At 61.3% G+C, this 18,959-nt stretch carries 14 protein-coding genes; 4 read left to right on the top strand and 10 right to left on the bottom strand.

The window, feature by feature from the left end:
- Positions 1 to 10 precede the first annotated feature (10 nt).
- A complete protein-coding gene (locus C8D04_RS18465; RefSeq protein WP_116003017.1) occupies positions 11 to 1,477 on the top strand; it encodes a deoxyribodipyrimidine photo-lyase in 1,467 nt (488 codons plus the stop codon).
- Here the strand turns inward: C8D04_RS18465 and C8D04_RS18460 are convergent.
- Genes C8D04_RS18460 through C8D04_RS18430 form a run of 7 tightly spaced genes read right to left on the bottom strand, consistent with a single transcriptional unit; the run spans position 1,464 to position 12,501 of the window.
- Positions 1,464 to 2,630 carry a PilT/PilU family type 4a pilus ATPase gene (locus C8D04_RS18460; protein WP_233521062.1) on the bottom strand — a complete coding sequence of 389 codons (1,167 nt, stop codon included), beginning with the start codon at positions 2,628 to 2,630 and terminating at the stop codon, positions 1,464 to 1,466. The two genes, C8D04_RS18465 and C8D04_RS18460, sit on opposite strands and share 14 nt — an antisense overlap.
- A 50-nt stretch (positions 2,631 to 2,680) precedes the next feature.
- Complete coding sequence (locus tag C8D04_RS18455; RefSeq protein WP_116003015.1) at positions 2,681 to 8,653, bottom strand: Hpt domain-containing protein; 5,973 nt, start codon at positions 8,651 to 8,653, stop codon at positions 2,681 to 2,683.
- Between the two features lie 44 nt (positions 8,654 to 8,697).
- The gene (locus C8D04_RS18450; protein WP_116003014.1) at positions 8,698 to 10,968 is read right to left on the bottom strand and encodes a methyl-accepting chemotaxis protein; all 2,271 of its coding nucleotides are present in this window, start codon (positions 10,966 to 10,968) and stop codon (positions 8,698 to 8,700) included.
- Between the two features lie 21 nt (positions 10,969 to 10,989).
- Positions 10,990 to 11,517, bottom strand: coding sequence for a chemotaxis protein CheW (locus tag C8D04_RS18445; RefSeq protein ID WP_116003013.1), 528 nt, complete (start codon positions 11,515 to 11,517; stop codon positions 10,990 to 10,992).
- A gap of 16 nt (positions 11,518 to 11,533) precedes the next feature.
- On the bottom strand, positions 11,534 to 11,899 hold the full coding sequence (locus C8D04_RS18440; RefSeq protein ID WP_116003012.1) for a response regulator: 366 nt from the start codon (positions 11,897 to 11,899) through the stop codon (positions 11,534 to 11,536).
- Entirely contained in the window at positions 11,899 to 12,297 is a 399-nt protein-coding gene (locus C8D04_RS18435) for a response regulator (RefSeq protein ID WP_116003011.1), read from the bottom strand. Before C8D04_RS18435 ends, C8D04_RS18440 begins: the two co-directional genes overlap by 1 nt.
- Before the next feature lie 51 nt (positions 12,298 to 12,348).
- Entirely contained in the window at positions 12,349 to 12,501 is a 153-nt protein-coding gene (locus C8D04_RS18430; RefSeq protein WP_116003010.1) for a rubredoxin, read from the bottom strand.
- Positions 12,502 to 12,616: 115 nt separating this feature from the next.
- On the opposite strand from C8D04_RS18430, the gene C8D04_RS18425 reads away from it, so the two are divergent.
- The 3 genes from C8D04_RS18425 to C8D04_RS18415 all read left to right on the top strand — a co-directional run bounded on the left by C8D04_RS18425 (position 12,617) and on the right by C8D04_RS18415 (position 15,816).
- Positions 12,617 to 13,561 carry a bifunctional hydroxymethylpyrimidine kinase/phosphomethylpyrimidine kinase gene (locus C8D04_RS18425; protein ID WP_116003009.1) on the top strand — a complete coding sequence of 315 codons (945 nt, stop codon included), beginning with the start codon at positions 12,617 to 12,619 and terminating at the stop codon, positions 13,559 to 13,561.
- Positions 13,545 to 14,858 (top strand): glutamate-1-semialdehyde 2,1-aminomutase, encoded by a 1,314-nt coding sequence (gene hemL / locus C8D04_RS18420; RefSeq protein ID WP_116003008.1) that lies wholly within the window; start codon positions 13,545 to 13,547, stop codon positions 14,856 to 14,858. Before C8D04_RS18425 ends, hemL begins: the two co-directional genes overlap by 17 nt.
- A gap of 85 nt (positions 14,859 to 14,943) precedes the next feature.
- Positions 14,944 to 15,816: an acyltransferase gene (locus tag C8D04_RS18415; protein WP_116003007.1), complete on the top strand. Its 873-nt coding sequence runs from the start codon at positions 14,944 to 14,946 to the stop codon at positions 15,814 to 15,816.
- Between the two features lie 62 nt (positions 15,817 to 15,878).
- On the opposite strand, the gene purH is transcribed toward C8D04_RS18415, so the two are convergent.
- The 3 genes from purH to dusB form a co-directional block, all read right to left on the bottom strand.
- The gene (purH, locus tag C8D04_RS18410; RefSeq protein ID WP_116003006.1) at positions 15,879 to 17,480 is read right to left on the bottom strand and encodes a bifunctional phosphoribosylaminoimidazolecarboxamide formyltransferase/IMP cyclohydrolase; all 1,602 of its coding nucleotides are present in this window, start codon (positions 17,478 to 17,480) and stop codon (positions 15,879 to 15,881) included.
- Between the two features lie 91 nt (positions 17,481 to 17,571).
- Positions 17,572 to 17,805 (bottom strand): Fis family transcriptional regulator, encoded by a 234-nt coding sequence (locus C8D04_RS18405; protein ID WP_116003005.1) that lies wholly within the window; start codon positions 17,803 to 17,805, stop codon positions 17,572 to 17,574.
- Complete coding sequence (gene dusB / locus C8D04_RS18400; RefSeq protein ID WP_116003004.1) at positions 17,802 to 18,848, bottom strand: tRNA dihydrouridine synthase DusB; 1,047 nt, start codon at positions 18,846 to 18,848, stop codon at positions 17,802 to 17,804. Before dusB ends, C8D04_RS18405 begins: the two co-directional genes overlap by 4 nt.
- Positions 18,849 to 18,959: the final 111 nt, after the last annotated feature.

The following is an 18,959-nucleotide window of genomic DNA, read 5'->3' as shown; positions in this document are numbered from 1 at the left end:
TACGGTGAACATGCCCGCCAGATACCGCACAGGGCTGGTTTGGTTCCGGCGCGACCTGCGCACTGCAGACCAAGCCGCTCTCTACCATGCCTTGCGCCAATGCGCCCAGGTGCATTGCGTTTTCGTCTTTGACCGTTCCATTCTCGACGCCCTGCCCCGCATTGATCTTCGGGTGGACTTCATTCGCAGCGCTGTTGAAGGGCTTGATGAAGATCTGCGGGCACTGAACGGGCGCCCGGACGGCGGCTTGATCGTGCGCCACGGGAGCGCAGAAGACGAAATTCCGTCGCTGGCCGCTGCGCTGGACGTGCAGGCCGTTTTTGCCAACCACGATGACGAACCCCAGGCACTGGCGAGAGATAGCCAGGTGCGCACGGCGCTGGCGGCTTCGCGCAAGGCTTTTCACACCAGCAAGGACCACACGGTTTTCGAACGCAGCGAAGTGCTGACCCAGGGCGGTACACCCTACAGCGTGTTTACGCCTTACAAAAACGCTTGGCTGCGCAAGATCAATGCGTTTTATCTGAGCGCCTACCCGGTCGAACGCCATGCGCAGGCCCTGGCACCCCGCCCGCCATGGGCCTGCAGCCCTGTCCCATCGTTGCAGGAACTGGGGTTTTCATGCGCGCCGCGCCTGCCCATCCGGCTGGCCACCGGTAGCCGAGGTGCGCAGCTTCTGCTCGATGAGTTCCTCGCCCGCATAGAGCACTATGACAGCACGCGCGACTTTCCCGCGATCAAGGGTCCCAGCTACCTCGGGCCCCACCTGCGTTTTGGCACCATTTCCATCCGCACACTGGCGCGCACCGCCCATGCGCTGGCACAGTCGGGCAGCCCGGGCGCCAGCACCTGGCTCAACGAACTGATCTGGCGGGATTTTTACTTCCAGGTCCTGCACCACCACCCGCACGTAGCGCAGCGCAGCTTCAAGCCCGCGTACGACGCGATCGCCTGGGAGAATGGCCCGCACGCTGCCGACTTATTCGACGCGTGGTGTACGGGGCGCACAGGCTATCCGCTGGTCGATGCAGCAATGGCGCAGATCAACCAGACTGGCTACATGCACAACCGCCTGCGCATGGTGACGGCCAGTTTTTTGTGTAAACACCTGGGGCTGGACTGGCGCTGGGGAGAGCGTTACTTTGCAGAAAAGCTCAACGACTTCGATCTCGCCGCCAACAACGGTGGCTGGCAGTGGGCCAGTTCCAGCGGATGTGATGCGCAACCTTATTTTCGGATCTTCAACCCGGTGCTCCAGAGCCGCAAGTTCGATCCGCAAGGCCGCTTCATCCGCCGCTACCTTCCGGCATTGTCAGATCTGCCCACTGCGGCGCTGCACGCGCCTTGGCTTGCACCTATCGGCACCTTGCAGGCTGCGGGTATCGAGCTGGGGCGCGACTACCCAGCCCCGATCGTGGACCACGATGCGGCGCGCCAACGGACCCTGCTTCGCTATGGAGTCGTCAAGGAAGGATAGGCAGTGGCGGGGCCGCATCATCGTCGGCATTGGGAGCCATGTGCATGCCTTCCACACTCAGGGAAGCACCGGCGGCCAGCCGCATGCGCAAGGCCATGTCCGTCTTGTTGTCTGCATGGGCCACAGCCTCTGCCTGTGCAATTTCCCCACGCTCGAATAATTGGAAAATGGACTGGTCAAAAGTGCACATACCCACTTCCCCGGTGCGCTCGATGGCTCCCCGCAACCCTTCGATTTGCCCTTTCTGGATCAGCTCCGAAACATAGTGCGTCAGCAGCATCACCTCGACCGCAGGAACTTGGCGCTTGTGCGTTCCCACAATAAGGCGCTGGGCAACCACCGCTTTGAGATTGAGTGACAAATCCATGCGCAGTTGGCCATGTGCTTCTTCAGGGAAGAAATTCAAAATCCGCTGCACCGCCTGGCTGGCATTGTTGGCGTGCAGAGTGGAGATGCACAGGTGACCTGATTCGGCGTAATGCAGGGCATGCTGCATGCTGGTGCGATCGCGGATTTCGCCAATCATGATGACATCCGGCGCCTCGCGCATGGCATGGCGCAGTGCCTCGTCATAAGACAGGGTGTCGATTCCAACTTCACGCTGGGTCATCAGAGACTTCTTGTGGGCGTGCAAGTATTCGATGGGGTCTTCAATGGTCAGGATGTGGCCTGCCGTGTGCGCGTTGCGGTAATCCAGCAACGATGCCAGGGTGGTCGTCTTCCCCGAACCGGCGGCGCCCACCGCCAACACCAACCCGCCTTTGAGAAATGCCAACTGCTTGAGCACCGCTGGCAACCCGAGGGCGTCGAGTGACAGGATCGTAGGGGACACATAGCGCACCACCATTCCCACCTGCCCGCGCTGACGGTGCACATTGATCCGGAATCGATCTGCGTTGCCCGTTTGGTACGCCAGATCACATTCCATGCACGACTCAAAAGCAGTGACCTGGGCTGCATCCATGACCGAATAGGCCATGTCGCGCACATCATGGGCCTCCACAGCAGTGGAACCCAAGGTGACAAAGCCCCCTTGCCGCTTGAGGGTGGGAGGAGCCCCTGCTATCAGAAAGAGATCGGATGCGCCTGCACGCACCATTTGCTGCAAACACGAAAGCAGCCGGGGGTCGCCGGAATGTTTCAGATCATCCACTTTCGGCGTCTCCCGGTTGCATTTCCGGCCCTGCTGTCAGCGCTGGGCGGTCAGGCAGTCACCGCATCGGCAGCCAACTTGGCGTAATGCTGTATGAGACTCAGCAACTCGTCATCCGAATATGGCTTGCCCAGGTAATGGTTCACGCCCAACTCCATGGCATGTTCACGGTGCTTCTGTGCGATACGCGACGTGATCATGATGATGGGAAGGTCGCGCAGCGCAGCATCGGCCCGGATGTTGCGCGCGAGGTCGAAACCATCCATGCGTGGCATTTCGATATCCGACAGAACCACCGTGGGTCGCTCTTCCTGCAGCCGCTCCAGTGCCTGCAGACCGTCTGCCGCCAAGGACACACGGTAGCCTTCGCGCTGCAACAGGCGCTGCGTGACGCGCCGTACCGTGATCGAATCGTCCACTACCAGCACCAATGGCACCTGCCCCGATGCAGGAGGCACGGCCGCGACTGGTATCCCCGCGCCAACATCCGACGATATTGTCACAGGTGCCTGCGAAGCACTGCTTGCGCGCACCTGCTCGCCATACACCGTGGACAGCGCCACCGGGTTGTAGATCAGCACGACAGCCCCCGAAGCGAGCACGGACATGCCCGCCAAGCCAGGGAGCCTGGACAACTGCGGCCCCAGGTTCTTCACCACGACTTCACGGTTGCCGAGCACTTCGTCCACATGCATGGCGATGCGTTGCGATGCACTGCGCAGCACCACTACAGGCCGGGTCTTGCCCGCAGCTGCGTCATGGCTGCGCGGCGAAGCCTGCAGCAAGGCGCCAGACCAATAGAAAGGCAGGCTCTCGCCAGCCACCTCGAAGGTTCCGGTCCGGTACGCTGCTTCCAATTCAGTCACTGGCACCCGGCGCACAATTTCCACAATGTTCGCGGGCACGCCCACAGCCAAATCGCCGGCACGCAACATCACCACCTGCGTTACCGCCGTGGTCAACGGAAGCACCATGCGGAATGCCGCACCCTTACCGGCCTCGGTCGTGGTTTCGATCCGTCCACCCAGGGCGTTCACTTCGGCCCGCACCACGTCCATGCCAATGCCCCGGCCGGAAAGCCCAGTCACTTCGGATGCGGTGGAGAAGCCCGGCGTGAAGATCAGATTGGCAGCATCGGTGTCGCTCAGTTCTGTGTCCGCGCTGATCAGCCCTTGAGACAATGCTTTTGCCCGGATTCCCGACAAATTCAGCCCGGCACCGTCGTCTCGGAACGCAACCGAAACGTCGTTCCCTTCGTGGCGCAAATCGACCGAGATCGTCCCGGAAGCGGGCTTGCCTTGGGCAAGCCGCTGCTCCGGTGTTTCGATGCCATGGGCCACACAGTTGCGCAACAGGTGCTCAAACGCTGGCGTCATACGGTCAAGAACGCCCCGGTCCATTTCAATCGACCCCCCCGTGATGTCGAGCTTGATCTGCTTGCCGGTTTCCTTGGACGACTGCCGCACCACGGCATAGAGCCGCTCTGCAATACCTTCGAACTCGACCATGCGGGTACGCAGCAGGTCGCGCTGCAATTCACGCGCTTGCCGTCCCTGTGCAATCAGGTCGTCCTCGGTGCCTTCCACTGTACGCTGCAGATTGCGCTGGATCGTGGCCACGTCGTTGACCGATTCCGCCATCATGCGGGTCAGCTCCTGCACCCGCGTGAAACGGTCGAACTCCAGCGGATCGAAACCGGCCGCAGATTCCTTGGACAACGCCAGTCGCGACTGCATCTGGGATTCAGACTGAACCTCGATATCGCGCAATTGCTGGCGCAAACGCTCCAGGTTGCCCGTGAGATCGGCCATCGAACCCTTGAGCTGACCCAGCCGCGCTTCCATGCGGGAGCGGGTGATCATGACCTCGCCGGCCTGGTTGACCAGTCGATCCAGCAGCTGTGCACGCACCCGCACCGAATGTCCGGCCGTGGCGCGCACGGGGGCCAGTTCGAGCGGTCCCTGGGGCCGCGCCACCACCGGACGCCGCGGCTGCTCGGCCTGCGGTGCCTCGCTTGCCGGTACCGCCTCGGGTTTGACCGGCGTGACCGCTACTGCTTCGGCAGGAGCCTGGTCACTGATGGCTCGCAGCGCATTGAAGTTCGCCTGCAAACCGTCAAAGCTACCCAGCAAGGGATCGATATCCGCAGACTGCACCGTTTCCACATCCAGCTGCTCAATAGCGGATTCGAGGCGGTGGGAGAGTTCTCCCAAACGCATGGCGCCCGCCAACCGCGCACTGCCCTTGAGGGTATGCAAGGCACGCAGCACCTCGGTACGCGCACCCAGGTTGTCTGGCCGCGAGGCCCATTGGCGCAAGGCACCGCCCAAAACCGGCAACAGTTCTGCGGCTTCTTCTTCGAAGATCGGGAAGAGGTCCGGATCAATGACGTCGATCGCATCGATATCGTCGTCGATATCCGCGGGCGCAACAAAAACGGGGTCTGCTGCTTCAGCGGCGCCACCAGCCTGTTCGCGCAAGGGAACGGAGAGGGCCGGCGCCACATAACCACGTATCACCTCGGGCTCGACAGTCTCGGCGGATGGCGACACCAATGTCTCGGACTCCGGTGCCGGGACGGATGGCTCCAAGAGTGCGGCGCGCGCATTTTCTTCCCGCCATGCTTCCATCGCCTGCTCGGCATCTTCGATGGGGGGCGACTGCGTACTCACAACCTCGGTTTGGAGGATCCGCTGCAATTCATCCAATATTTGCGGATTGGTCTCCTTGAGGAAACCGGCCGCAAACTGGTGCAAAAGGCGTCGCATGTCTTCCGCTGCATCCAGGAATGCGCGGGCATCTTCGGGTTCGCCTTTGGACTGCAACTGCACATGCTCCAAGGCATGCTCGAGCAATCGGGCGGTATCGGACAATGCAGAAAAACCCACCGTGGCGGAACTACCGGCGAGCGAGTGCGCAAGCGCCACCGCCATGTCGGGCAGTCGCTCGTGCAACTCCATCGACCATTCCTGGAGCGATGTCACAAGTCTGCGCGACCACTCATCTGCCTCGTTCAGGTAGACGTTGTAGAGCGGAATGCTGATGCGCAAATCGCCAATGACTTTAACGTTGTCATCCTGGGCCGGCTCGGAAACTACTGCTACGGGCTCTGGAACGACCTCAGGCTCCAGAGACGGCTCGTCGTGCGCCGCTTCAGCGGGAAGCAAGGCGCTTTCAAGGTCTGTCGCCAGGGCTGGCGCAGCTTCCAGCATGGGAAGCTCCAGACTGTCGTCTGCCAGACGCACCTCTTGCACGACTGGAGCGGTCAGATCAAGCGGAAAATCGACATCCGTCTGCGGTGCGGCCTCTGGCACCACAGGCTCTTGCGTGGCCATGGCGGAAGAAAACTCGGAAAAATCGATGTCTTCTGCCAGAGGAATCTCTGTGGTGGGCTCCGGGGACACCGCTTCTTGCGCCAACCCTACAGACTGGGTTGCGGAGAACTCGAAGGAAGGGAAATCATCCGCCAAAATCTGCTCATCTGGCGCTGCTTCGGACACCGCCTCCTGGACCATCGGCACCGCTGCTGCAGTGTGCGATTCACCAGGAAGCTGCAGAGGCAGTTCGGTACCCTCCAAGCGCATGGCGTCTGCGACGCTGGCAAACATCTGGACCTGCCATGCACCAGCGGTACCCGCAGCGATATCATCGGCCCAGCGACCAAAACCGTTCAAGGCCTGGTTGGCCAAATTCAGCAGCGACGGCTGCATGGGTTTTTGCTCAGCCAGCCAGGCATTGAGCAGCTGCTCCATGGACCAGGCTGCTTCACCAAAATCATTCAAACCTACCATGCGCGAGCTGCCCTTGAGCGTATGGAACGCCCTGCGCAGCGTCGTCTGCTCGCTGAGATTGCCGGGTTCTGCCTCTAGAAGCTGCACCGCAGCCAAGCCGTTCCCGACCACTTCGCGCGCTTCTTCCAGGAAGATGTCCAGGAGCTCATCTTCCACCTCGGTGACCACGGAGATCACCGGCAAAGGTGGCATGACAGGCGCAGTTTCAGCTGCAGGCGCTGAGATTTCTTGTGCTACCAGGGAGTCAGACTCCAGGGACACGGATTCTTCTTCAATCAGCGGCGCAGGCTCAAGCTGTACAGCCTCCACGGCCTCCGGCACCGCTGGCAGCGCCACAGCGGGAGGAACATGGGCGTAGTGTGATTCGCGCGGTACGACCTCGGGCAACGGCACAGGGGCGCGTTCCTCGATTTTGTGCTCCACGTCCTCTGGGCTGTCCGCCTGGTCGGTCACTCGGGCGCGGGTACGTCCCATCAAAATGCGCAACTCACCCAGTTCTTCGTCATACACAAAGAGCTTGCGTGCCATGGCACGCTGGTAGCTCAGCATATCGATGAGGAACCCCAAGGCTCCCAGGCTATTGCCCAGTTTCTCGAAAGTTTGTTTGCGTTCCTCTTCCGAACCGACATCATTCACCAGCAAACGCTCGACGGATTCGCGCATGCGCAGCACGGCCAACGAAGCCTGGTCCAGGCCAAGCACCGAAAGTACGCCGCGCATCTGAGCCAAGCGCCCCGGCACGGAGGTCAAAGGCGTCACATCTTCCGGGTTGCGGAAAAACTGATCCATGGCACGCTCGGCCTCGCCCAGCGTTGTGCGCAGTTCGCCCACCACACTGCCCATGGTCTGGTTGTCACTGACGCGCCGGTACAGCTCCTCCATCCAGGGCTCCAGCGGATCCGGTTCACCGCCCGCCGTGACATGGTCCAGCCGGTCTGCGAGCCGCGTGGCACGGGCTACCATTTGCTCTTCTGCGGTATCCGTTTCCTCCAGAGCGGCCTGGAGATACAACACGGATGTCGCCACTTCCATGGCCAACGCGGCCGAAGGAGGCTCGCCAGCCCGGGTGGTCGATTCCACCGCCCGGGTCAGCGCTTGTGCCAGGCTTTCGCTGTTGCGGTGCAGTTTGCGCAGGGAGTCACACACCAAGCTGAATTGGTCTGCCGCGGGCTTGAGCTTGTTGCGATCGCCGCCTGCCAGTGCGGACCAGGTTTCTGCGACGGCCGAAATGCGCTTGCGCGCCTGCGCCAGAACAGCAGGATCGAACCGACCAAATCGGCGCGATTCGTAGTCCACTGGCGGAGCACGGTCTAAGTCGAATGCCTTGCGCACCGCACGCAGATAGGGAACCTTATCGTTCTCGGACGGCTGCGCTTGCGAACAAAAAAACAGCAGATCCTGCACCAGCCTGTCCGCAATACCCGAGTCGCCTCGGGCCAGCGTGGCGTACTGCATGAGAATGCGCGAGGCCACCCGTTTGGCATAGACATCGGCCGCGAACAAACCACGGCCAAAGGCCTCGAAATACCCTGCGCAAATTTTCCAGAAAGCACGGGACTGGCGATCAGTCTGGGTTGCGACAAATCCGAGCGCGATATCACGCAAGTCATGGGCCGCATCAAAGTCGGCATCCTTCACGATGCGCAGAACGGCCTGGTCAAGACGCGCGCGCGCCGCCGGCCCATAGGCCAGCGGTTCAGCCGTAACTTCGACATCGGGTTCGCGGAAGCGCCGCTCGACGGGCCATAGATCGGCCGGATGAACGCGGTCAGCGCCCGTCAATGCCTGCACATCACGGTACTGGGGGAACAAGGCCACTGACGAGACAAGCTTGCCTGCCAGCACGCTTTCCAAATATTCGCTCAATGCAAAACTGGCCCGCTCCAGCGCGCCTGCAGCGTCGTCGGTGCACAGCTCAGGGCGTTGCACGAACTTCTGAACCGCGGTTTCCATGGCCCGGAGCACCAGCGCCGGTGATGCCATACCAACCATTTCAAGTGCGCCGCTGGCTTGGTGCAATTGTTGGCGCGCAATGCGCAAGGTGGCTACGTCCAGCGTAGCAAGATCCGATTCACGCGCCAGATCGGCATCGTGCACGAAGCGGCGCAGCGCCTTGACGGCACCGTCCAGGGACTTGCGCAATTCCTCGAGCACCCATGCCAATGGTCCAAGGTCCTGTTCGCCAGAACCTCCCTCGGCATGTGGTGCGTTGACGGCATCAGTAGATGACATGGATTCGTTCCCGGCTGCACAGAGCCCGTTTGTTGTTCGGTACGTCAGGCAATCTTGAACCGGGCCACAGACTGGCGAAGTTCCTCGGCCATCGTGGAGAGTTCGCGCACCTGCTGCGCCGTAGCACGCGTACCTTCACCGGTCTGCTCGGTCACCGCAAAAATGTGCTGGATGTTTTCTGCCACCTCGTTAGCCAACGTGGCTTCACGCGACGTGGAAGACGAGATCTGCTCGATCAGCTCCGCAAGGCGACGCGACACGCGGTCAATTTCCGTCAGTGCGGTACCTGCGCTGTCCGACAGACGCGCCCCCTCCACCACACCTTGCGTGGAGCGTTCCATAGCGGCCACGGCATCTTGTGTGTCGGTCTGAATGGCCTTCACCAGCGCCGAAATCTGGCGCGTGGCGTCTGCGGAGCGCTCAGCCAGTCGCTGCACTTCTTCGGCCACCACAGAGAAGCCCCGGCCAGCTTCACCAGCGGAAGCCGCCTGAATGGCGGCGTTCAGCGCCAGCACGTTCGTCTGCTCCGTAATGTCGGAAATCAGTTCGGTGATTTCACCAATCTCTTGCGAAGATTCGCCCAGGCGCTTGATGCGCTTGGATGTGTCCTGGATCTGGTCGCGGATGGAGTTCATACCGCCGATGGCGTTTTGCACAGCTTGCAAACCCGAATCTGCAGCCTGCAGCGACTGGCGCGCCACCGTGGCAGACTCTTCCGCCTGGGTAGACACCTCGTTGATTCGGGAAGCCATGTCGAGCACGGAGCGACCCGTTTCACGAATTTCCCGCAGCTGTTCGGTCGATGCGGCCAGCAGCTCAGTGGAGGTGTTGTCCACCATGGCGGTGGTTTGAGCCACCCGGGTTACCGTGTTCTGCACGCTGCCTACCAGTTGGCGCAATTCTTCCACCGTGTAGTTCACCGAGTCAGCGATAGCACCCGTAATGTCTTCGGTCACCGTGGCTTCCTGCGTCAGATCGCCTTCAGCAACCGATTGCAGTTCGTTCATCAAACGCAAAATGGCGGCCTGGTTGGCGTCGTTGACGCGCTTGGCTTCCTGTTCCTGGCGCTGTGCGTCCTTTTGCTGGGCCTCGGCTTCGAGCTGGCGGCTGCGGCTGTCAAGCAGTTGCACACGCGAAATACCGACACCGCACAACAGCACGAAAATACCGGCCAACACCAGCGCCGCCAATTGGCCTGCACCGATACCCGTCTGCGCCGAGAGTTTGTTTTGCAGCCCTTCGAGCTGGCGGCGCAGCGGCTCGCTGTCGCCCAGAATGGCCGTCTGTGCCTCACGCGCCGAAACCAAACCCTGCAGGTTGCCCAGAATTGCGCTCGCCTGGTTACGGGTGTCTTCGTAGACCTTGATCAAAGCAGCGAGCTGCTCCCGGGTTTGGGCATCCTTGGTGGCGGTCAGGCGCAACTCAGGGCTGCCATCCAGCAGACCTTGTGCAATTTCCTTGAACGAGTTCAAGTCCTTGCCCAGCAGGAACACCGCCTCAGGGCTCACACCTTCTGCGGTCTGGAACTCGTTGGCCGACTTACCGATACGCTGTGTCAACATCACCAACTGGCCTGCAGCGGAAATCTCTGCGGCGGGAGCGTTTTGCTGCAGCTTGAGCGAAGACACGGTTTCTGCGATTTCCAACAGATCCGAGGACTGGCGGTTGATCGTGCGCAGGGCATCGCCCACTTGCGTCAGGATTTTTTGCTGCCCCATCACGACGCTTGCATTTTTCTCTGCGCGCTCCATCAATGGCGTCACTGCGTCCAGGTCTGTCTTGAACGACTCGCCCAGGGCCTGCACGTTCAGCTCTGAATCACCCGCATTCAGTGCCCGCACGTTACGCGCCAGCACGCCCGAACTCTCGACCACGTCCGGGAAAGCCTGCGGGCTCCCGACCAAGGCCTGCGACACCGACTTGGCCAGGCGCTGCGACTGCATGAGCGATTGACCAGTGGCGGTCAGCTGCTGGGCAGAGCGGTCTGCCTGCTGCAGCACCCAGGTAGCAATCAAAGCCAACACCGCCACGCCCACGGCAAGAAGAATCAGCAACCGCCGCTGGTGCGCAGCGGCACTGGCTTCGCCCAGCAGAGGCAGCGAGATCAGGTCAGCATCATCTTCCGACCGCACCGGACTGGCTGCTGCAGAAGCATAACCATCCGGATCACCCTGCACACTATTCAAACCATCCGCCGAATAGTTTTGCAGCTCATCGAGGGACAGCGCGTCCTGATCCGCGGCCAGGCCATTGCCAGCTTCCTGGCTGACAGGCTTGCGATTGAACAGATTACCAACTTGTTTGACGACAGACATGGGGCAGCCTTACAGAAGAACTCAAGCACTGATGCTCAAAAATGCGGTGTGTTGAGACAGGGCCTGCAAATTGAGCTCCTGCCAGCGCTTACCGTCGGAATCGATATAGGTCGTACCAAAAAAAACTGGAGCATCCTCGGCCGGCGACTCGGAAGAAACAAAGGCGTCCGTGCCGCGCAGCCCCGCCAGTCGATCGACCAGCAAAGCGGCATTCACCTCCAGTGCGGCATTGAATGCCAGCAGACTGGTCTCGGACAGCGCCTGATCGGTGCGCATCGGCGCATCGCCCATCAAGCCAGCCAGATCCACCACGCCCGTGAGGCCACCGCGCAGGTTGGCTACCCCCATAAACCATTTCTGGGTGTATGGCACATGCTGCACCACAGTCCACGGAAAAATTTCGCCTGCATGCCCGAGAGGCAAAAGGTAATATTTCCCGGCGGACTCTACGGCCAGCCAGGAAGAAACCGACAAACCCTCCGTCCTTGCCGCTTGCAGACGGCTGGCGAGACGTACCTGGAGCTCTCTAAGTGCTTCGCGATTGGCCATAGAAGATGCCGGACCTTCAGTTCAAAGCATCAATCTTGGCTTGCAGCTCCGCTGCATCGACCGGCTTGGTGATGTAGCCACGCGCGCCCTGGCGCATGCCCCATACACGATCGGTCTCCTGGTTCTTGCTGGTGCACATGATGATCGGCACGTCGGCATAGAGCGGGTCACGCGAAATGGCGCGGGTCAGCTGAAAGCCATTCTGGCCTGGCATCACCACATCCATGAGAATCAGATCGGGTTTTTCTTCCGCCAAGCGGCGAAAGGCTTCTTCGGCATTTTCAGCCGTTCGCACCTGCATGCCTTTTTTCTGCAGCAGGTCCGTCAGGAACATCAATTCAGTCTTGGAATCATCCACGACCAGTACTTTCTGAATAGCCATTACATCGCTCCTTGATCAGGATTGCCAAATTGCTGCACAGCCTGCAACAGTTGGTCTTTGGTAAAAGGTTTGGTGAGATATTCCTGGCACCCCACCATGCGCCCACGCGCCTTGTCAAAAACGCCGTCCTTGGAGGAAAGCATCACCACCGGCGTATCGGCGAAACGGGCATTGCGCTTGATGATAGCTACCGTCTGATAGCCATCGAGCTTGGGCATGAGGATGTCACAGAAGATCAGCTGCGGATGGTAATCGTTGACCTTGGCCAGCGCATCAAATCCATCGTCCGCCAATAAAACCTCATGTCCGCCCTGTTTTAGGAAAATTTCCGCGCTGCGTCGGATGGTGTTGCTGTCATCCACGACGAGAACTTTGAAAGATGCGCCGGTTGTAGTCAATTGTCACTGCTCCCGATGGGAAAAATAAACAACGCAGTCATAGGCTGCGTTTCAGATCTGGACCATCTCGAAAACACTCTTGCCTGCGCCACATTCGGGGCAGGTCCAATCGGCAGGAACCTGATCCCATGGCGTACCGGGTGGAATGCCGTACTCCGGTGAACCCCGGGCCTCGTCATAGATCCAACCACAAAGCAAACACATCCAAGTCAATGAGTCGGTCACAGCTTAAGGGGCCTTCACATAGAATGCAACGATTGTATCCAGACACCTGTGCTGGTTGCCGCTTTTGCGCCACCCCACACACCGCAACGGGCCCATGCCACTCCAGCCGCCTTCCCCCCTCCCTGATGACGGCCTGCCCCCCAGCGCCGAGTCCCAGGCCAACCCGGCCTGCGTGATGGTGTTCAATGCCAGCGACCCAAGCGGAGCCGGTGGTTTGACGGCCGACATCACTACGGTGGCATCGGTGGGCGGGCACCCGGTGGCTGTCGTCACGGGGGCCTACATACGTGATACCGCTGAGGTTTTCGACCATTTCTCCATGGACGACGAGGCTGTCACCGACCAGGCACGGGCAGCACTGGAAGATCTACCGGTGCAGGTAATCAAAGTAGGGTTTGTGGGAGGGCCCGAAAACATCAGCGCCATTGCCGAGTTGACGGCGGACTACCCCGACCTGCCCGTAGTCAGCTACATGCCCAACCTTTCCTGGTGGCAGGATGACCTGATTGACCAGTACCTGGATGCCTTTCGCGAGCTTTTGCTGCCGCAAACCACCGTGTTGGTTGGAAACCACAGCACCTTGTGGCGCTGGCTCCTTCCCGATTGGAGCAGCGACAAAAATCCGGGCCCGCGCGACATCGCTGCGGCAGCCGCCGAGATGGGCGCGCCCTACACACTGGTGACAGGCATCCCCCTGCCCGAGCAGTTCATTGAAAACGCCCTGGCATCGCCCGAGACCGTGCTTTCTTCGAGCCGGTTCGAGCTTTTCGACGCCACCTTTGCCGGCGCAGGCGACACCTTGTCGGCGGCGCTGGCCGCCCTGCTGGCTTGCGGCACGGACCTCACCGAGGCCTGCAACGAAGCCCTGGCCTATCTCGACCATTGCCTGGACGGAGGTTTTCGTCCCGGCATGGGCCATGTCATCCCCGACCGCATGTTCTGGGCCGAGCCCGACGACAGCGACGATGACACCCCCGACCCCACCGAACCACCCAGCCTTGAAGGCTTCGGGCTTCCTCCCCATGACATCAAACACTGACCTCAACCTTCCCCTCTTCGAACGCGCCAAAGCCGTAATTCCCGGCGGCGTGAACTCTCCCGTGCGCGCGTTCAAGGCCGTAGGCGGCACGCCACGCTTCGTCAAGCGCGCCCAGGGCGCGTACTTCTGGGACGCGAACGACCAGCGTTTCATTGACTACATCGGCTCCTGGGGCCCCATGATCCTGGGCCACGGCCACCCGGCCGTGCTCGAAGCCGTGCAAAAGGCAGCGCTTGAAGGCTTCTCGTTTGGCGCGCCGACCGAGCGCGAGGTGGAACTGGCCGAGGAAATCCTCAGCCTGGTGCCCTCAATGGAGATGGTGCGCCTTGTCAGCTCGGGCACCGAGGCCGGCATGAGTGCCATCCGCCTGGCGCGCGGCGCCACGGGCCGCAGCAAGTTCATCAAGTTCGAGGGCTGCTACCACGGGCACGCCGATGCGCTGCTGGTCAAGGCAGGCTCGGGCCTGGCCACGTTTGGCAATGCCACCAGCGCGGGTGTGCCCGCCGAGGTGGTGCAGCACACCTTGGTACTCGAATACAACAACGTAGCACAGCTCGAAGAAGCGTTTGCCCTGCACGGCAAGGAGCTGGCCTGCGTGATGATCGAGCCCATCGCGGGCAACATGAACCTGGTGCGTGCCAGCGTGCCTTTCATGCGCCGCTGCCGCGAACTGTGCACCGAGTACGGCGCCTTGCTGGTGCTCGATGAGGTGATGACGGGCTTTCGCGTGGCGCTGGGCAGCGCGCAAAGCGTGTACGCCAAGAGCATTCCCGGTTTCAAACCGGACATCACCGTGCTGGGCAAGGTGATTGGCGGTGGCATGCCGCTGGCCGCCTTTGGTGGCCCGCGCGCCATCATGGAACACCTCGCACCGCTGGGTGCGGTGTACCAGGCCGGTACGTTGTCGGGCAACCCGGTGGCCACCGCCTGTGGCCTGGCGACGCTGCGCGAAATCCGCAAACCCGGTTTCTTCGACGCGCTGTCCGCCTCGACGCACTCGCTGGTCACCGGCCTAAAAGCCGCTGCCGCCGCCGAGGGCGTTCCGTTCAGCGCTGACTGTGAAGGCGGCATGTTCGGTTTCTTCCTGCTGCCCGAGCTGCCACAAAACTACGCCCAGGTGCTCAGGACCGACAACGCACGCTTCAACACCCTGTTCCACGGCCTGCTCGACCGGGGCGTATACATTGCGCCGGCGCTGTATGAAGCCGGTTTTGTGAGCGGGGCGCACACAGCCAGCGACATCGAGACCACCGTGGCGGCCGCCCGCGAAGTGTTCAAAACACTATCAAAAATATAGCTTTCTGCGCTTACTGGATAAGCGTTAGAAGCCAAAAATACTTCAAGTTTATAGTTCTGTCTTCGCAACCCCCACTGCCCTGCCCATGCTCGCTGCGTTGAAGTTCCTGTTTGCCACGCTGATCCTGGTGATCAACACCCTGGTGCTGTGCAGCTCGATGATCCCGTTCGCCCTGGCCAAGCTCATCCTGCCGGTCACGGCGGTGCGCCATGTGTGCGACCGCGCTCTGATGGGCATCGCAGCACTGTGGATGGACATCAACACCTTCTGGCTGGACACCGTCAACCCGGTTCGCTGGGATGTCACAGGCATTGAAGGGCTTGACCCCCAAGGCTGGTTCCTGGTCGCCAGCAACCACCAGACCTGGGTGGACATCCTGGTGTTGCAGCGCGTCTTCAACCGCCGCATCCCCATGCTCAAGTTCTTTACCAAGAAAGAACTGATTTATGTGCCCGTGATCGGCCTGGCCTGGTGGGCGCTCGACTTTCCCTTCATGCAGCGCAAAGGCGGCGCCAGCGCCCGGGCCGACCTCGCCGCAGGGCGCAAGGCCTGTGAAAAATTCCGCCTGGTACCCACCTCGGTGATGAGTTTTGTCGAAGGCACGCGCTTCACCCCAGCCAAGCACGCACAGCAAAAATCGCCCTACCGCCACCTGCTCAAACCCAAAGTGGGCAGCCTGAGCATGGCGCTGGAAACCCTGGGCGATGCCTTTACCGGTTATCTCGACGTCACTATCGTCTACCCCCAGGGCGCCCCCACATTCACCGACGCCCTCTGCGGCCGTATCCCCGAGGTGGTGGTGCGCGCCCAACTGCGCAGCATTCCCCCCCAGGCATTGCCGGCCAACGGTGAACCAGCACCGCGCGCACCCGTACAAGCCTGGATCAATGAACTGTGGCAGGCCAAGGATGAGGAAATCACGCAGATTCTGGCCAGCAAGAAAGCCACGGGCGCTTAAAGAGTCCTGCCCGACAACAAAAAAGCGGCCGAGGCCGCTTTTTTGTTGTCGGCCCCAATGGCTCAATGCCTGAAGTGACGCACGCCCGAAAACACCATGGAGACACCGCGCTCATCGGCGGCATCAATCACTTCCTGGTCGCGCATGCTGCCCCCGGGCTGGATGACGCAGCTGGCACCGGCGTCCACCACCACGTCCAGGCCATCGCGGAAGGGGAAGAAGGCATCGCTCGCCACCACGGTACCCACCAGGCTCAGGTTGGCATGCTGCGCCTTGATGCTGGCGATACGCGCCGAGTCGAGGCGGCTCATCTGACCGGCGCCCACGCCCATGGTCATACCGCCCTTGCAAAAAATGATGGCATTGCTCTTGACGTACTTGGCCACCTTCCAGGCGAACAGCAGGTCTTCCATTTCGCTCAGCGTGGGCTGCTTTTTCGTCACCACACGCAGATCCATGAGCGAAAGCTCATGGTTGTCGGCCGTCTGCAGCAGCAGGCCCGAGCCAATGCGCTTGGCATCCATGGCATTGCGGCCGCGCTCCCAAGAAGTCGTGCCACCGTGCTTGGGCAAGGCGATCTTGAGCAAACGCACATTGGCCTTCGATTTGAAAATTTCCAGTGCCTCGGCAGTGAAATCCGGCGCCATCAGCACTTCGACGAATTGCTTGCTGATCTGCGCAGCAGCTGCCCCGTCCACCGCGCGGTTGAAGGCGATGATGCCGCCAAACGCGCTGGTGGGGTCGGTCTGAAAGGCCTTGGCATAGGCCGACGCTGCATCCAGCGCCACCGCCACGCCGCAGGGGTTGGCGTGTTTGACGATCACGCAGGCGGCGGCTTCAAAGCTCTTGACGCACTCCCACGCCGCATCGGCGTCGGCAATGTTGTTGTAGGAAAGTTCCTTGCCCTGCAGTTGCACGCCCGTGACGAGCGAGCCGGGCGCCGGGTACAAGTCGCGGTACAGCGCGGCCTGCTGGTGGCTGTTTTCACCGTAGCGCAGGTCCTGCACCTTGGTGAAGATGCCATTGCTTTGGCCAGGGAACATCGCGCGCTGCGGCACATAAGTTTCCGACAGTTTTTCTTCTTCGAACGTGACGGAAGACAGATAGTCGCTGATGGCACCGTCGTACTGCGCAATGCGGTTGAACGCAGCGACGGACAGCGCAAAACGCAGCTTGTCGGACAGCTTTCCGTTCGCTTTCAGCTCCTCCAGCACGGCGGGGTATTGCGAGGCGTCGGTCAGTACGCCCACGTCCTTCCAGTTCTTGGCGGCGCTGCGCACCATGGCAGGGCCGCCGATGTCGATGTTCTCGATGGCATCCGCCAGCGTGCAACCCGCCTTGGCCACGGTCGATTCAAACGGGTAGAGGTTGACCACCAACAGGTCAATGGTGTCGATGCCGTGTGCCTTCAGGGCTGCCATGTGTTCTGGCAGTTCGCGGCGGGCCAGCAGGCCGCCGTGCACCTTGGGGTGCAGCGTCTTGACGCGGCCGTCCAGCATTTCAGGAAACTGGGTGACTTCGGCCACCTCGGTCACGGGCAGGCCTTCTTTGGCCAGTAGCTGGGCTGTGCCGCCGGTAGACAGCAGCCGGATGCCCAGGGCGTGCAGGGCTTTGGCAAAGTCGACGATGCCGGTCTTGTCGGAGACGGAGAGGAGTGCGTTCATGGCAATGGTGCGGTAGTTTGAATAAAAACAGGCTCTAGCGCTTATCAAACAAGCGCAAGTAGCTACAAATTAAATAGCAATCAACAGATGCTCAAAGCAGCTTGTGCAGCGCCAGTTTCTTGCGCAGGGTGTTGCGGTTCAGGCCCAGCCATTCGGCGGCGCGCGACTGGTTGTGGGATGCTTCTTCCATCACCACCTCCAGCAGCGGCTTTTCCACCACGCGCACTAGCATGTCGTACATGCCGTCAGGGGTCTCGCCGCCCAGGTCGCGAAAGTAGCCCTGCAGGCTCTCCCGCACGCATTCTTCAATATGTTTCTTGCTCATGCAGCCATTCCCTCTTGTTCTTGTGGGTTCGCGTCCACACCGGTGGCGTGCGGCAGCCGGTCCATCTGTTGCCCCAGGGCATCCAGGTAGTCGGCCACAGCCTGCCACTGCGTGGCGCAGTCTTCTGTCGTATTGATTTGTTGGCGCAAGGCCTCGCCGCCCGGCAGCGCGCGCAGGTACCAGGCAATGTGCTTGCGCGCACTGCGCACCCCGGTTTGCTCGCCGTACAGGCTGTAGTGGTCGTGCAGGTGGTCCAGCAACAGGCGGCGCACCTCGGCCACCAGCGGCGGGGCCAGGTGTTCGCCCGTGGCCAGAAAGTGGCCCACCTCGCGAAAAATCCAGGGGCGGCCCTGGGCGGCACGGCCGATCATGAGGGCGTCGGCCCCCGTAGCGGCCAGCACGTCGCGTGCCTTCTCGGGCGTGGCGATGTCGCCATTGGCGACCACCGGAACCTGCACTGCCGCCTTCACAGCGGCAATGGTGTCGTATTCGGCAAAACCTTTGTAGCCCTGCTCGCGCGTGCGGCCGTGCACCGTCAGCATCTGGATGCCCACGCCTTCAAACTGCCGGGCCAGCGCCACGGCATTCTTGTGCTGCTGGCACCAGCCCGTGCGCATCTTGAGCGTGACCGGCACGTTGAAAGGCGCGCAGGCCTGCACCACGGCGGCGGCAATCTGCACGGCCAGTGCTTCGTTCTGCATCAGGGCGGAGCCCGCCCACTTGTTGCAGACCTTCTTGGCCGGGCAGCCCATGTTGATGTCGATGATCTGCGCGCCGCGCTCTATGTTGTAGACCGCGGCCTCGGCCATCATGGGTGCATCGGTGCCGGCGATCTGCACGGCAATCGGCCCCGGCTCCCCGGCGTGGTTGGCGCGGCGCGAGGTCTTGAGGGTGTTCCACAAATCCTTGCGCGAGGTAACCATCTCGCTCACCGCGTAACCCGCACCGAGCTGCTTGCACAACTGCCGAAACGGCCGGTCCGTGACGCCCGCCATCGGGGCCACGAACAAACGGTTCGCCAAAGGAATGTGGCCGATGTACATGAGGGTTTCGGGGCGCCGCAATTGCTGAAAAAGGAGGCAGGATTGTACCTGCTCAAAATTTCAGCAACTGAAATGGCGAACCACCCACAACCCTTTGTTCTCCCTGCCGCC

Origin of the sequence: Simplicispira sp. 125, from assembly GCF_003096555.1 — a bacterium.
Classification (GTDB): domain Bacteria; phylum Pseudomonadota; class Gammaproteobacteria; order Burkholderiales; family Burkholderiaceae_C; genus Simplicispira.
Note: the sequence above shows the minus strand (reverse complement) of the source record. Positions and strands in the feature narration are given on the sequence as shown.